At 72.9% G+C, this 14,468-nt stretch carries 14 protein-coding genes; 7 read left to right on the top strand and 7 right to left on the bottom strand.

Going from position 1 to position 14,468, the window contains the following annotated elements:
- The first annotated feature begins 90 nt into the window (after positions 1 to 90).
- The 7 genes from ACFQPP_RS04035 (at position 91) to ACFQPP_RS04005 (ending at position 6,493) form a co-directional block, all read left to right on the top strand.
- Positions 91 to 975 (top strand): ABC transporter ATP-binding protein, encoded by an 885-nt coding sequence (locus ACFQPP_RS04035; protein ID WP_376915238.1) that lies wholly within the window; start codon positions 91 to 93, stop codon positions 973 to 975.
- Positions 972 to 2,093, top strand: a complete 1,122-nt coding sequence (locus ACFQPP_RS04030; protein ID WP_376915237.1) for an ABC transporter permease — start codon at positions 972 to 974, stop codon at positions 2,091 to 2,093. Before ACFQPP_RS04035 ends, ACFQPP_RS04030 begins: the two co-directional genes overlap by 4 nt.
- A 202-nt stretch (positions 2,094 to 2,295) precedes the next feature.
- Positions 2,296 to 3,552, top strand: coding sequence for a heparan-alpha-glucosaminide N-acetyltransferase domain-containing protein (locus tag ACFQPP_RS04025; RefSeq protein WP_376915236.1), 1,257 nt, complete (start codon positions 2,296 to 2,298; stop codon positions 3,550 to 3,552).
- Between the two features lie 74 nt (positions 3,553 to 3,626).
- Complete coding sequence (locus ACFQPP_RS04020; protein ID WP_376915235.1) at positions 3,627 to 4,139, top strand: ASCH domain-containing protein; 513 nt, start codon at positions 3,627 to 3,629, stop codon at positions 4,137 to 4,139.
- Positions 4,140 to 4,503: 364 nt separating this feature from the next.
- Complete coding sequence (locus ACFQPP_RS04015) at positions 4,504 to 4,860, top strand: GntR family transcriptional regulator (RefSeq protein ID WP_376915234.1); 357 nt, start codon at positions 4,504 to 4,506, stop codon at positions 4,858 to 4,860.
- Entirely contained in the window at positions 4,857 to 5,750 is an 894-nt protein-coding gene (locus ACFQPP_RS04010) for an ABC transporter ATP-binding protein (protein ID WP_376915233.1), read from the top strand. Before ACFQPP_RS04015 ends, ACFQPP_RS04010 begins: the two co-directional genes overlap by 4 nt.
- A gap of 14 nt (positions 5,751 to 5,764) precedes the next feature.
- Positions 5,765 to 6,493: a hypothetical protein gene (locus ACFQPP_RS04005; protein WP_376915232.1), complete on the top strand. Its 729-nt coding sequence runs from the start codon at positions 5,765 to 5,767 to the stop codon at positions 6,491 to 6,493.
- A 232-nt stretch (positions 6,494 to 6,725) separates the two neighbouring features.
- Here ACFQPP_RS04005 and ACFQPP_RS04000 read toward each other — a convergent pair whose 3' ends face one another.
- The 7 genes from ACFQPP_RS04000 to ACFQPP_RS03970 form a co-directional block, all read right to left on the bottom strand.
- Positions 6,726 to 8,090 carry a cryptochrome/photolyase family protein gene (locus ACFQPP_RS04000; protein ID WP_376915231.1) on the bottom strand — a complete coding sequence of 455 codons (1,365 nt, stop codon included), beginning with the start codon at positions 8,088 to 8,090 and terminating at the stop codon, positions 6,726 to 6,728.
- Between the two features lie 212 nt (positions 8,091 to 8,302).
- A complete protein-coding gene (locus ACFQPP_RS03995; protein ID WP_376915230.1) occupies positions 8,303 to 9,190 on the bottom strand; it encodes a type II secretion system F family protein in 888 nt (295 codons plus the stop codon).
- Positions 9,190 to 10,119 carry a type II secretion system F family protein gene (locus tag ACFQPP_RS03990; RefSeq protein WP_376915229.1) on the bottom strand — a complete coding sequence of 310 codons (930 nt, stop codon included), beginning with the start codon at positions 10,117 to 10,119 and terminating at the stop codon, positions 9,190 to 9,192. Before ACFQPP_RS03990 ends, ACFQPP_RS03995 begins: the two co-directional genes overlap by 1 nt.
- The gene (locus tag ACFQPP_RS03985) at positions 10,116 to 11,573 is read right to left on the bottom strand and encodes a CpaF family protein (protein WP_376915228.1); all 1,458 of its coding nucleotides are present in this window, start codon (positions 11,571 to 11,573) and stop codon (positions 10,116 to 10,118) included. The genes ACFQPP_RS03990 and ACFQPP_RS03985 overlap by 4 nt, the downstream gene beginning before the upstream one ends.
- Positions 11,570 to 12,757 (bottom strand): CpaE family protein, encoded by a 1,188-nt coding sequence (locus tag ACFQPP_RS03980; protein WP_376915227.1) that lies wholly within the window; start codon positions 12,755 to 12,757, stop codon positions 11,570 to 11,572. Before ACFQPP_RS03980 ends, ACFQPP_RS03985 begins: the two co-directional genes overlap by 4 nt.
- The gene (locus ACFQPP_RS03975; protein WP_376915226.1) at positions 12,754 to 13,467 is read right to left on the bottom strand and encodes a Flp pilus assembly protein CpaB; all 714 of its coding nucleotides are present in this window, start codon (positions 13,465 to 13,467) and stop codon (positions 12,754 to 12,756) included. Before ACFQPP_RS03975 ends, ACFQPP_RS03980 begins: the two co-directional genes overlap by 4 nt.
- A complete protein-coding gene (locus ACFQPP_RS03970) occupies positions 13,467 to 14,459 on the bottom strand; it encodes a Tad domain-containing protein (protein ID WP_376915225.1) in 993 nt (330 codons plus the stop codon). Before ACFQPP_RS03970 ends, ACFQPP_RS03975 begins: the two co-directional genes overlap by 1 nt.
- Positions 14,460 to 14,468 lie beyond the last annotated feature (9 nt).

Raw genomic sequence — 14,468 nt, 5'->3', positions numbered from 1 at the left:
CCCCACCCACCGCTCTCACCCGCTCGGCGGAGCCCCGAATCCACCCGTCGCCGGATCCGCCGGCTTCCCGGCGCCCGTAGCGTCGAGGGCATGATCCGACTTCGAGGCATCGACCGCTCGTTCGGCGCCGTCCAGGTGCTGCACGACGTGTCGTTCGACATCCATCCCGGCCGCATGACCGGCTTCGTCGGCGCGAACGGCGCCGGCAAGACGACGACGATGCGCATCATCCTCGGCGTGCTCGACCCGTCGGCCGGCACGGTCGAGGTCGATGGCGCCCCGATGACGGCCGACTACCGCGCCCGCATCGGCTACATGCCCGAGGAGCGCGGCCTCTACCCGAAGATGCCGATCGACGAGCAGCTCGTGTACCTCGCGCGCCTCCACGGCATCGACGCCGCCACGGCGAAGCGCCGCGCGCTCGACCTGCTCGAGCGCCTCGGGCTCGGCGACCGCCACCACGACACGCTCGAGTCGCTGAGCCTCGGCAACCAGCAGCGTGCGCAGATCGCCGCGGCCCTCGTGCACGACCCGGCGGCGCTCGTGCTCGACGAGCCGTTCTCGGGCCTCGACCCGATGGCGGTCGAGACGACGCTCGAGGTGCTGCGCGACGTCGCCCGCACCGGCGCGCCCGTGCTGTTCTCGAGCCACCAGCTCGACGTCGTCGAGCGCCTGTGCGACGAGCTCGTCATCATCGGCGACGGTCGAGTGCGCGCCGCAGGCACGCGCGACGAGATCCGCGCCGCGCACACCCGCCCCGAGTGGCGGCTCGTCACCACGGGCGACGCCGGCTGGGTGCGGGATGCGGTGGGCGTCGAGGTCGTCGACCTCGCAGGCGGCGAGGTGCGCTTCGCCGCCGCCGACGACGCGGCCGCCGACCGCGTGCTGCAGCAGGCGGTGGAGCGCGGCGGCGTGCGCGCGTTCGCCCCCGTCACGAGGCCACTGACCGAGATCTTCCAGGAGGTCGTCCGATGAGCACCCCCACCGCATCCACCACCCCGTACGTGCACGGCGCGAGCCGCGTGCCGTTCTGGCGGGCGGTCGGCATCGTCGCGCAGCGCGAGATCATGGTGAACCTGCGCTCGAAGGCGTACGTCATCTCGGCAGCGATCGTGCTGCTCGGCGCGCTCGCCGCCGTGATCTTCTCGTCGGTGGGGCCGCAGCTCTTCCAGTCGACGACGACCGTCGCCGTCGTCGCCGCGACGGAGGAGGCGGTCGAGGGCCTCGACGACACCGAGGTGACCGTCGTCTCCAGCGAGGACGAGGCGCGCGAGCTCGTCGCGTCCGAGGAGGTCGACGCGGCCGTGCTGCCCTCCGACTCGCCCTCCGGCATCCTCGTGCTCGGCGAGCGCGAGACGCCCGAGTCGCTGGTGGCCGCCCTGTCGCTCTCGCCCGAGATCGAGCTGCTCGACCCGACGGCGCCGAACCCGGGCATCCTCTACATCATCAGCCTCGGCTTCGGGCTCGTGTTCATGATGGCGTCGATGTCGTTCGGCTACGGCATCGCCGGCTCCGTGGTGGAGGAGAAGCAGACCCGCATCGTCGAGATCCTGCTGGCGTCGGTGCCCGCGAAGGCGCTGCTGGCGGGCAAGATCATCGGCAACTCGCTGCTGGCGTTCGTGCAGATCGCGCTCATCGCGGCGGTGGTGCTCATCGGCGGGGCCGTGACCGACAACGCGGTGATCCTGGATGGGCTCGGTGCGCCGATCGCATGGTTCGTGGGCCTGTTCACCGTGGGCTTCGTGCTCATGGCGTCGCTGTTCGCGGCGGCGGCGGCGATGGTGTCGCGGTCGGAGGATCTCGGCTCGACGACGACGCCCATCATGATGCTCGTGATGCTGCCGTACTTCGCGATCATCCTGTTCAACTCGAACCCGGTGGCGCTGCAGATCATGTCGTTCGTGCCGTTCTCGGCGCCCGTGGCCGTGCCGATGCGCGCCTACCTCGGCGAGATGCAGTGGTGGGAGGGGCTGCTGTCGTTCGGCATCGTGCTCGCGACGACGGCGCTCGTGGTGACGATCGCGGGCCGCGTGTACGAGCGCTCGCTGCTGCGCACCGGCAAGCCCGTGAAGCTGCGCGAGGCGCTGCGCTGATCGTCCGCGCCCGCACGATCTGAGGTTCTCGGCCCTCCCTGATGTCAGGAAGGGCCGAGAACCTCCCTCCGTTCGCCCCCCTCCGATCCGTTGGGTGGCTCTCGGCCGCCTTGCACCTCACAAGCGGCCGAGAACCTCACGAGGCTCGGTGGGCGCACCGGGGGCAGGGGCGGCGCATGGGCCGAGGATGCATGATCGACGCATGACCGCATCCGCCGCGCACGTGCCGCGCACCGCATCCGCGGGACGGGTCGTCGCGATCGACCTCGCGCGGTGGCTCGCGATCGTCGGCATGATGAGCGCGCACCTGCTGTCGTCGGTCGCGGGGTCGTGGACGGGCGCCACGGATGCCGAGGCTCGCGCCGCCGACGTCGTGCTCGCGGGGGCGAACGGCAACGCGTCGTCGCTCTTCGCCGTGCTCGCGGGGGTGAGCCTCGTGCTCGCGTCGCGCTCGCTGCTCGCCGACGGGCGTCGCACGGCGGCGCTGCGGGCCGTGCTCGGGCGCGCGATCGTCGTCGGCGCGGTCGGCGTCGTGCTCGCGGCGTGCATGCCGCCCGTCTACGTCGTGCTCAACTACCTCGCGTTCGCGATGGTCGTCGCGGCACCGCTGCTGCTCGCGCCGTCCTGGGTGGTCGGAGCAGTGGCGGTGGCGCTGTGGCTCGGCGGCTCGCAGCTCGCCCTCGCCGTGCGGCAGTGGCGCTTCGGCGACGGCGTGCTGCCCATGGGCGATGCCCTCGAGGGCTCGCCGCTCGCCGCCCCCGTCGACCTGCTCGCGACGGGCGAGTACCCGGCGGTCACCTGGGTCGCGATGCTCGCCGTCGGCATCCTCGTCGCCCGCGCGGTGCTCGCGGCATCGTCGCCCCGCTCGGCGCGGCTGCGCGGGCTCGGGATGCTCGCCGCCGGCACGCTCGTGGCCGTCGCCGCGATCCTGGTGTCGGAGCGGGTGATGGCGGCCGAGGCCGACGCGTGGGCCGCGTCGCGCGACCTCACCGACATGCTGCCGTGGCTGCTGCGCTACGGCACGGGCACGCCCCCCGATGCGTCGTGGTGGTGGCAGGCGACGTCGATCCCGCACACGGGCACGATCGGCGACGTCGCGCGCGGCGTCGGCGTCGGCGTCGCGGTCGTCGGCGCGCTCGTGGCGCTGCTGCCGCCCGGTGCCCCGCTGCTCCGTGCGCTCGCCCCGGTGCGCGCCGCGGGCGCCGCGCCCTTCACCATCTACGCCCTGCATGTGTGCGCGCTGCTCGCGGCGTCGGTCGCGTGGGCGTTCACGGGCGTCGGCGCGGCCACCGAGCCCTGGTTCGTCTCGGGGTTCGGCATCCTCGCCGTGCACGTCGCCGGATCGCTGCTGGTCGGCGCCGTGCTCGCGCGGATGCACGCGAAGGGTCCGCTCGAGCGGATCGCGAGCGCCGTGGCACGTGCGTTCGCGCACCCCCGCGCCGCGACGCCCGTGCGCTGAGCCGGGTCGCTGAGCCGCCGCGCGGAGCCGACGCGCGCAGGCGAGCCGTCGTCGCACCTGCGAGGATCGGGACGATGGACGAGCACCGCGCACCCGTCGGCGAGCCCGACCTCGAGGCCGCCGCCGCGATGTGGGCCGCGTACGCCGCGGCGCATCCCGAGGCGGTCGCCGCATCCGACGAGCACACCGTCGAGCACTTCGGCGACGGCGAGGCGCTCGCCGACGAGCTGCTCGCGCTCGTGCTGTCGGGCGCCAAGCGCGCGACGGCCGAGCTCGTCGCCGAGTTCCTGGCCCGCGGCGACCGGATGCCGCGCATCGGCTCGCACTGGATCGCGTGCGACGGGCGCGGGGTGCCGCGCATCGTCATCCGGTCGACCGAGCTGCGACTCGCCGACTTCCCCTCGGTCGACGCGGGCTTCGCCGCCGACGAGGCGGAGGACGACGGCTCGCTCGAGGCATGGCGCGAGGGGCATCGCCGCTACTGGCAGCGCACGGCGGCAGCGCGCGGTGGCGAGTGGCGCGAGTCCGACGAGATCGTGCTCGAGCGCTTCCGCGTCGTCTGGCCGCCCGAGCACGCCGACCGCTAGCACCCGCCGAGCCGGCTAGCACCCGCCGAGCCGGCCTGCGCCCGCCGAGCCGGCCGGCGCCCGCCGGGCCGGCCTGCATCCACCGGGCCGACCGCCTGCACCCTCGGGCCGACCGACACCGCCCAGCGCGCCCGGCACCACTCGTCGATCTGCACGGCCAGCCGCCGCCGCGTCGTCGCGCCCGCGCGCGTCCGCTGCCCGCACCCACGACGTCCCGGCGACCTCGAGCGCACCCTTGCGCCCCTGCAGGTTCTGTGGTTCATTAGTCGAGTAATGAACCAGCGAGGCCGAGCGGATGCGCACCGCGACGCCGAGCGGGATGTGCGCACATCCTCCCCATCCATCCACCCGAGAGGACGAGCACATGCTCGATGACGGGAAGCCCCTGTTCCAGCAGATCGCGGAGCAGCTCTCGAACGACATCCTCGACGGCACCTACCCCGAGGAGACCGCCGTGCCCTCGACGAACGAGCTCGCGCAGTTCCTGCGCATCAACCCCGCCACCGCGGGCAAGGGGCTCAACCTGCTCGTCGACGACGGCGTGCTCTACAAGAAGCGAGGGATCGGCATGTTCGTCGCCACCGGAGCCCGCGACCGCCTCGTCGAGGCGAGGACGCGCGCATTCACCCACGAGTTCATCGCACCCATGCTGCGCGAGGCAGCCAAGCTCGGCATCACGCCGGCGCAGCTCGCGCACATCATCCAGGAGGAGTCGGCATGACCGCCGTCATCGAGACCACGGGTCTCTCGAAGCACTACCCGAAGGGCGTGCGCGCGCTCGACGACGTGTCGATCGCGCTCGAGCCCGACCGCATCCACGCCCTGCTCGGCCGCAACGGCGCCGGCAAGACCACGCTCATGCAGCTGCTCACCGGCCAGCTCGTCGCGACGAGCGGCGACATGCGCGTGCTCGGCGCGCATCCGTTCGAGAACGCCGACGTGCTCTCGCGCACCTGCTTCATCCAGGAGTCGCAGCGGTACCCGGACGGGTTCCGCGCGCAGGACGTGCTCGCCGTCGCCCGCACGCTGCACCCCGCATGGGATGCCGCCCTCGAGCGCAGGCTCATCGACGACTTCCGGCTGCCGATCGATCGGCAGATCAAGAAGCTGTCGCGCGGGCAGCTCTCGGCGATCGGCATCGTCGTGGGGCTCGCATCCCGCGCCGAGGTCACGTTCTTCGACGAGCCGTACCTCGGCCTCGACGCCGTCGCGAGGCAGCTGTTCTACGACCACCTGCTGGCCGACTTCGCCGAGCATCCGCGCACGATCGTGCTGTCGACGCACCTCATCGACGAGGTCGCGAACCTGCTCGAGCACGTCGTCGTCATCGACGAGGGCTCCGTGCTCATCGACGCCGACGCCGACGACCTGCGCGGTCGCGCCTACGACGTCTCGGGTCGCGCCGACGCGATCGACCGCTTCGTCGCCGGCCGCGAGGTCGTCGCGCAGCAGCGCATGGGCGGCCTCGCGAACGCGACCGTCATCGGGCGCCTCGACGCTGCGGCTCGCGCCCAGCTCGCCGAGCTCGACCTCACGACGAGCCCCGTCTCGCTGCAGGCGCTCGTCGTGCACCTCACCCGCACCCCCGAGCTCGCCGCGGCGAGCGCCTGAGAGGAGCACCGGCCATGTCTCGCACCGCCTCCGTCGTCAAGCTGCACACGCAGCAGCGCTTCAACACCTTCGTGCTGCCGTTCATCATCCTCGCGATCGCCCTGGCGGTCGTCCTCGCCATCGGCGTCGTCGCCAACCTCAGCGTCGACGCCCCCTCCGACCTCGACGCCATGCGCGAGGGGATGCGCTGGAACGGCGCGATCTGGTCGATCCTCGGCCCGCTGATGGGCTTCGGCTTCACGGCGATGCTGCAGATCTTCCCGCTCTCGCTCGGCCTCGGCATCACCCGGCGCGAGTTCGCGGGCGGCACCGTCGCCGTCTTCGCGCTCCTCGCGGCGATGTTCACCGTCGTCATCACGATCGCGAAGGCGATCGAGCAGGCGACCGAGGGCTTCGGCCTCCGCATCCGCATGTTCGACGTCGTCTACGTCGGCACGGGCGACTGGTGGCAGACGCTCGTGCAGACATTCCTGCTGCTGCTCATGGCGATGTTCGTGGGCGCGGCGATCTCGACCGTCTACCTCCGCTGGGGGCAGCGCGGCCTGTGGATCGCCATCACGTCGATCGCCCTCGTGCCGTTCCTTGGCATCTCGATCGCCATGGTCGTGCCCGGCATGATGGAGCGGCTCTTCATCGCCGTCGGCGACGTGCCGTGGATCGGGTGGATGGGCGTGATCGTGCTCGTCGCCGGCGTCGCCGCCGCAGCGTGGATGCTGCTCATCCGGCGGGCGCCCGTGCGCTGACCGCTGCGGCACGCTCCGCCCGACGCCCCGTCACCCGCTCGCTCGCGGGTGGCGGGGCGTCGTCGCGTCGCGAGCGCTCCGCGTCCGCGCGCCCCGCATCCGCGCGCCCCGCATCCATCCGCGCGCCCCGCATCCACCACGCGCCCCGACTGGGCACTCCCTGTCGCCGAACGGGCAGCAGATGTCGCGAATCGCCCCGATCGACGACATCTTCTGCCCACTCGCTCGTAGGTCAGCGCTTCGTCGCCGCCAGCCGGTCGAGCGCCTCGGCGCGCTCCTCCTTGTGGTCGAGGATGCGCTGGGGGTAGCCGTGGTCGTACGCGTCGGCGACCTTCCACGGCTCGTGCACCGCTCCGCCGCCGACGTGGCGCAGCTCGGGCACCCACCGCCGCACGTACTCGCCGCTCGGGTCGAAGCGCTGCCCCTGCAGCACGGGGTTGAAGACGCGGAAGTAGGGGGCGGCGTCGGTGCCGGTGCCCGCCGTCCACTGCCAGCCGTGGTTGTTGGATGCGATGTCGCCGTCGACGAGGTGGTCGAGGAAGTGCCGGGCGCCGTGCGGCCACCACACATGGAGGTCCTTCACGAGGAACGACGCCGTCAGCATCCGCACGCGGTTGTGCATCCACCCCTCGGCGAGCAGCTGCCGCATGCCCGCATCCACCATCGGGAACCCCGTGCGGCCGGCCTGCCAGGCTGCGAACGCCTCACCGGGCTCGTCGTACTGCATGCCGGCGAGCGCGTCGGTGAGGTCGCGCCAGTCGCTGTGCGGCGCGTGCCACAGCACGTCGGCGTAGAACTCGCGCCACGCGAGCTCGGTGCGGTAGCGCAGCAGGCTCGTGAGCCGCGCGCCCGTGCGACCGCGGGCGCGGTGCTCGAGGTCGGCGAGCATCGTGCGCGGATGGATCGTGCCCCACTTGAGGTGCGCCGACATGCGACTCGTCGTGTCGTCGCCGGGCAGGTTGCGGCCCTCGTCGTAGTCGTCGAGGTCGTCGTCGAGGAAGGCGTGCCAGCGCTCGTGGGCGGACTCCTCGGAGATCGCGGGGATGTCGGCGTCGAGCTCGGGCGCGGTCGGCAGCGCATCCGACTCGACCGAGCGCACCCAGCGCAGCCGCTCCGGATCGTCGGCCGGCGCACGCCATCCGTGCTCGAGCCACGACCGCGAGAACGGCGTGAACACCTTGTAGCGCTCGCCGGATCCGTTGCGCACGCGCCCGGGCGTCACGGCGTAGGGGCTGCCGGTCTCGACGAGCGCGACGTCGCCGGTGGCGAGCGTCTCGCGCACGCGGTCGTCGCGGCGGCGCCCGTAGGGGAAGGGCTCGGCGCTGACGTGCACGGCCGATGCGTCGACCTCGCGCGCGAGCTCGGGCAGGATGCGGGCGGGGTCGCCCGTGCGCACGACGAGGGCGCCGTCGGTCGCGCGGCGCAGGTGCGCGAGCGCGTCGGCGAGCGCGGCGCGGCGCACGTCGCCCGCCGAGGCGAGCAGCGACGGGTCGACGACGAAGACGGGCAGCACGTCGCCCTCGGCCGCGGCGGCGCCGAGCGCGGGGTGATCGCCGAGCCGCAGGTCGCGGCGGAACCACAGGATCTGTCGAGGCATCCCCTCCACGGTACGGATGCGGCGGGCGGGTGCGAGCGGGCTTGACGCGCGTCCCCCGCCGATGAGTGGGCACTCGATGCTGCATCTCGGCCCCGGGAAGAGCATCGAGTGCCCGCTCGCGCGCATCGAGTGCCCAGTCGGCGTGGACGGGCGGGGTCGAGGGAGCGGAGAACGCGCGGCGAGGGAGCGGCGCGCGAGCGCGAGAGCGCGCGCTACAGCCCGCTGAACGCCGCGATCATGTTGAGCGCCGCGGGCGCCATCACGACGATGAACAGCACGGGCAGGATGCAGAGCATGAGGGGCATGAGCACCTTCACGGGCACCTTCTGCGCCTGCTCCTCGGCGCGCATCCGCCGCTTGAGGCGCATCTCGCTCGCCTGCGTGCGCAGCACGTCGCTCACGGAGATGCCGTACGCGTCGGCCTGCAGGATGGCGCGCACGAACTGCCGCAGGTCGGCGACGCGCGTGCGCTCGGCGAGGTCGGCGAACGCCTCGCGGCGCGAGCGACCCATCCGCACGTCCTGCAGCGTGCGCGTGAGCTCCTCGCTCAGCGAGCCCGAGCCGTTCGAGGCGACGCGCGACATCGCGGAGTCGAAGCCGAGCCCGGCGTCGACGGCGATGAGCATCTGGTCGAGGGTGTCGGCGAGCTCGCGCTGGATGGCCTGGTCGCGCTCCTGCCCGCGGCCGAGCAGCAGCAGGTCGGGCACGAAGTAGCCGACGACCGTCACGAGCACGAGCAGCAGCACGATGCCCGGATGCGGGCGCAGCGCCGCGACGATCGCCGTCACCGCGAGCGCCGACGGCAGCCAGATGGCCTTGAGCGTGAGGATGCGGTGCAGCGCCCACCCGGCGGGCCGCCCGGCGCGCGCGTGCTGCTGATCGAGGATGGCGACGAGGGGTGCGGGCGTCAGCCGCACGACGAGGGGCTGCTCCCTCCTGCTCGGGCGAGCCGGCGCCTCGGCGACGACCGCGATGCCGCCGCGGCGCAGGTTCGCCACCATGCGGGAGCGCTCGGGCTGCACGCTCGTGGCGAGCGCTGCGACGACGATCGCGAGCGCGAGCGCGATCATGGCGGCGCCGGCGATGAGCGTGACGGGCATCAGAACCTGATCTCCACGGTCTTCTTCAGCCAGATGCCGCCGACGAGCATCAGCAGTCCGCACAGCCCGAGCAGGATCGGCCCGAGGGGGTGCTCGACGAACGGCGACAGGTACGACGCGTTCGTGAAGACGAGGAAGAGCGCGACGACGACGGGCAGGCCCATGAGGATGACGGCGGAGAGCCTGCCCTCGGCGCTGAGCGCCGAGACGTGCCTGCGGATCTGGTCGCGCTCGCGGATGGTGCCCGCGACGCCGTCGAGCACGTCGGAGAGGCTGCCGCCCACCTCGCGGTTGATGGCGATCGCCTGCGTCGCCCAGCGGAAGTCGACGCTCTCCATCCGATCGGCAGCCTCCTCGAGCGAGTCGACGATGGGGCGGCCGACGCGCGTCTCGTTCACGACGCGGGTGAGCTCGCCCGCGGTCGGCTCGTCCGACTCCCGGGCGACCGACTGGAGCGCCTGCATCATGCTCTGGCCGGCGCGCAGGCTCGACGACATGAGCTGCATCGTCGATCCGAGCTGCCCCGCGAAGGCCTTGCGCCGCTTCGCGATGCGGAAGCGCACGAACCCGTAGGCGAAGCCGACGGCGCTCGCTCCCATGGGGATGGCGAGGAGGCCGCGGCCCAGCACCACGCCGATGGCCACGAGCACCACGGCGCCGACGACGACGAGCACGGCGAAGTCCTGCGGCCGCATGCGCAGTCCTGCGAGGTCGAGGCTGCGGGCGAGCCCGGAGGCGCGGGAGCGGATGACGCGGGCCATCACCGAGCTCGCGACGTCGGCGGCACCCGAGAGCGCCCCCTCCCCCTCGCGGACGGCGGGGCGGCGGCGGTCTCTCGGCAGCCGCGTCCGCGTGGGCTGCAGCACCGCGAGGAGCGCGATCGCGATGCCGAGCACCACGATGCCGGCGCCGATCATCGCGGGCGTCATCGTCGCATCGGCGGGTCGAAGATGCCGTCGGGCAGTCGGATGCCGTGATCCTCGAACCGCTCGACGAAGCGCGGGCGCACGCCCGTCGCGATGGGCGCGCCGCGGAAGCGACCGTGCTCGTCGACGCCCGCCGCGAAGTCGAAGACGAAGGCGTCCTGCATGACGACGGTCTCGCCCTCCATGCCCTGCACCTCGGTGACGGCCGTGATGCGGCGCGTGCCGTCGCGCAGTCGCGACAGCTGCACGATGACGTCGACGGCGGAGGCGATCTGCTCGCGGATGGCGCGCAGCGGCAGATCCATGCCCGCCATGAGCACGAGCGTCTCGAGGCGCGCGATCGCGTCGCGCGGCGAGTTCGCGTGCACGGTCGACAGCGAGCCGTCGTGGCCCGTGTTCATCGCCTGCAGCATGTCGAGCGTCTCGCCGCCGCGCACCTCGCCGACGACGATGCGGTCGGGCCGCATGCGGAGGCTGTTGCGCACGAGGTCGCGGATCGTGATCTCGCCCTTGCCCTCGACGTTCGGCGGCCGCGACTCGAGGCGCACGACGTGATCCTGCTGCAGCTGCAGCTCGACGGCGTCCTCGATCGTGATGATGCGGTCCTCGTCGGGGATGAAGGAGGAGAGGACGTTGAGCAGCGTCGTCTTGCCCGTGCCCGTGCCGCCGGAGACGATGACGTTGAGCTTGGCCTCGACGCAGCCGTGCAGGAAGTCGGCCATCTGCGGCGTGAGCGTGCCGAATCCGATGAGGTCGTGGACCTTGAACGGGTCCTTCGCGAACTTGCGGATCGTGAGGGTCGAGCCCGAGAACGCGAGCGGCGGGATGACGGCGTTGACGCGCGAGCCGTCCTCGAGCCGCGCATCCACCATCGGCGACGACTCGTCGATGCGGCGGCCCACGCGCGTGACGATGCGCTCGATGATGCGCCGCAGGTGCTCCTCCGACGTGAAGCGCGTCGACGAGCGCGTGAGGCGCCCTCGGTGCTCGACGTACACGGTGTCGGGTCCGTTGACCATGATCTCGGTGATCGACTCGTCGTCGAGCAGTCGCTGCAGCGGGCCGAGGCCCAGCACGTCGTCGCGCACCTCCAGCATGAGCCGCTGCCGCTCGTCGTGCGTGAGCGGCGCCTGCTCGTCCTCGACGACGGCGCCGAGCTCGTCGCGCACGAGCGCGTGCAGCTGGTCCTCACCGAGCGTGGGGTCGTTGAGGCGGGCGCCGATGCGCGCGAAGAGCGCGGTCGCCGCGCGCTCCTTCACGCGCTGGAGGCCGTCGGACTCGCCGAGGTCGGGCCGCTCGTCGGCCACGGCGACGCCGACGCTCGGCGCGGCGGCGGGCTCCGGCCGGGGCGGGAGGACGGGCGGGGGCACGACGGGCGCGGCCGGCGCGGCGGCGACGGGAGGCGTGGGCTCGCTCTCGCCGCGAGCGGCGGCGAGCCGGGAGGCGAGGCCGCTCATACGGCTGCCCTGTGCCTGCCGCTCGCGCGGCGCTGCTCGGCAGCACGGTAGTAGCCGGCGAGGGTGCGCACCTGCTTCGCGACGGGGTCGCGCGGCTTCGCGAGCACGAGGGGCTCGCCGAGGTTCATCGCCGCCGTCGCAGCCTTCGAGTGCGGGATCGTGAGGTCGACCTTCGACTGGATGGTCGCCTCGACGTCCTTCACCGACAGGCCCGAGCCGGGGTTCGAGAAGTTGAGCACGACCTGCCTGGCATGCGTGAGCATCCCGAGCTCCCGCAGCGCCGTCATCTCCTTCGCGAGCCCGCGCGCACCGGGGACGTCGAAGGTGGTGAGCAGCAGCGGATCGGTCGTGTGGTCGAGCGCCGCGAGCGTCGTGGCGTCGAGACCGGGAGGGGTGTCGACGACGACGTGCGCGAACTGCCGCGACAGGGCGGCGAGCAGCGCGGCGACCTGCTCGGGGCCGATGCGCTCGGCCGCTGCGGGCGACTCGGGTGCGCAGAGCACCGAGAGCCCGGAGGGATGCTGCGCGAGGTGCGACTTCATCGCGATGGGGTCGGCGAGCGCCGTGCCGCGCACGACGTCGTCGAGCGTGTACTCGGGGTCGATGCCGAGGGCCGTCGCGACGTCGCCGAACTGCAGGTCGAGGTCGACGAGCACGACGGAGCCCGGCTCGTCGGCGGCGAGCGCCACCGCGAGGTTCGTCGAGATCGTCGTCTTGCCTGCTCCCCCCTTCGGCGAGAGCACCGAGAGCACGCGGCCCGGCGCCTGCAGCAGCACGGGTCGCTGGTCGACGGCGGCGGGCGCTGCGACGCGCAGGCCCACGGCTTCGCCGACGCGGGCGAACGTGGCACGCAGCTCGTCGGCGGGCGACTCGGGCGGGAGCACGTCGCGCACGCCGGCGCGCATCGCCTCGACGGAGAGCTCGAAGGGATCGCCGAGCAGCACGACGCCCGTGGCGGGCAGCTCGCGGTCGATGCGAGCGGCGAGCGCGATCGACTCGGCCGCCGCCCGGGTCGCGTCGATGACGACGACGTCGGGCACGATCGTCGACCCGGTGAGCGCCAGCAGATGCCGGGGCTCGGCGGGCAGCGGATGCGCGGGCACCGCCACGCAGGCGCCGCCGGCCGCGTCGTGCACGCGGGCGTGCACGTCGGGCGCGTCGGTGACGACGAGGACGTTGCTCACTGGCCGATCACATCCGTGAGGAGCGCGAGGTCGTCCTTCGGAGCCGTGTCCGACTCGAGCGAGAGGTAGACGATCTCGTACTCGATCGAGAAGACGAGCTGCTGGGATGCGGTCGGGTCGACCGCGACGGTCACCATGACCGACGGGCTGGCAGGCTGCTCGGTCTGCACGCCCGCCTCGTCGACCGCGACGGTCGCACCGCCGGCGACGTCGACGACGAGCACGTCGCGCTGCAGGAGCCGCGTCGCCTCCGGTGCCCCCTCGCCGCCCTCCGAGACGAAGACCGCGATGCGGTCGCCCGGCTGGAGGTCGCCGCCGATGACACGGCGCGGCTCGAGCTCGATCGACATGAGGAGGAGGCCCTCGGGCACCTCGACGGCACCGCCGAGCGCATCCGGCGCCGCGAACCTGCTGGCGAGCAGCTGCTCGCCGGGCTCGAGGTCGGTGCTCGCGACGGTGCCCTCGAGCGTCGAGAGGTCGGTGAGCGCACCGGGCACGACGGCGCTCGCAGGCACCTCGGCGGTCGTGAGGAGCCCGGGGAGCTCCTCGGCCGGCGTGCCCTGCGCGATGGGCTCGGCGACGACGAGCACGGTCGTCGGCTGCATGCCGGCCATGGCTCGCGCGTCCGCGCCGGCCGCATAGGAGAAGGTGAGGACGCCGCCGACGATGGCGAGGACGAGCGCGAGGGCGACGATGAGGATGCGGCGCATCAGACGCGTCCCTGCTCGGGCAGTCGCAGCTGCACGATGGAGGCGCCCATCTGCGGTCCGTTCCAGGAGAAGTCGAAGTCGGAGTCGAGGTCGGCGTAGCGCAGGAAGGTGCCGCGGATGCACCGCTCGTTCTGGTCGCACGGCCGGTTGCCGTCGTCGTACTGGCCGGCGAAGTAGTAGCCCTCGAAGCGGAAGGCGACGTAGCCGAAGATCCCGTAGGCGGCGTTGTTGCCACCGCGCCCGTTCGTGGAGTCGAAGACGGGGATGAACACCGTCTGGCCGATCCACTGCTGGAACATGCTGGGGCTGCAGCCGTGCGGGGGCGTGTTCCCGGTGTCGGACTGCGCCCAGCTGTCGATGTCCGTCACGGTCGAGCCGCAGCCCTCCGTCGGCTCGAGCCATCCGAAGCCACCGGGCACCGCGAGACCGCTCGGGCCCGTGCAGCCGGTGCCCGACGTCTTGGTCGCGAGGACCGTGACCGTCTTCCCCGCCGCCGGGATCTGGATGCCGATGATGCGCCCTTGGGCATCGCGGATGGGCGGCAGCCCGGCCTGCACCGCGAGCTCGCACCAGGACAGCGCGAACGGGAGCACCGCGGAGCCACCCGTGGGGTAGCCCCACGCGGCGGCGGACGAGGCGCCGAGGTCCGTCTCGTCGATGCCCATGACCGGTGCGAACCAGTGGTCGCGCTCCGACGACGTCGACACCTCGACCCAGCCGGGCTGCAGGTCGTCGATCCGTGCGCTCGCCGCGTCGGCCATGGGGGCGTTCGCCGTGGCGAGCTCCTGCGCGGTCGCCGCTGCGGTCGCCGTCGTGCAGCTGCGCACGGCGCACTGCTGTGCGACCGCGAGCGCCGCGGCGTCGGCGCCGGTCTGCAGCCGCTGCTGGTCGGCGTGCATCGCACCCACGTCGATGCCGAGCGCCGCGACGACGAGCAGCGGGATCATGAGCACCGCGACCCACACCGACACGGCGCCGCGGTCGCGGCGCATGGTGCGCAG

Source organism: Agrococcus sp. GCM10030265 (assembly GCF_042666675.1).
Lineage (GTDB): Bacteria > Actinomycetota > Actinomycetes > Actinomycetales > Microbacteriaceae > Agrococcus.
Note: the sequence above shows the minus strand (reverse complement) of the source record. Positions and strands in the feature narration are given on the sequence as shown.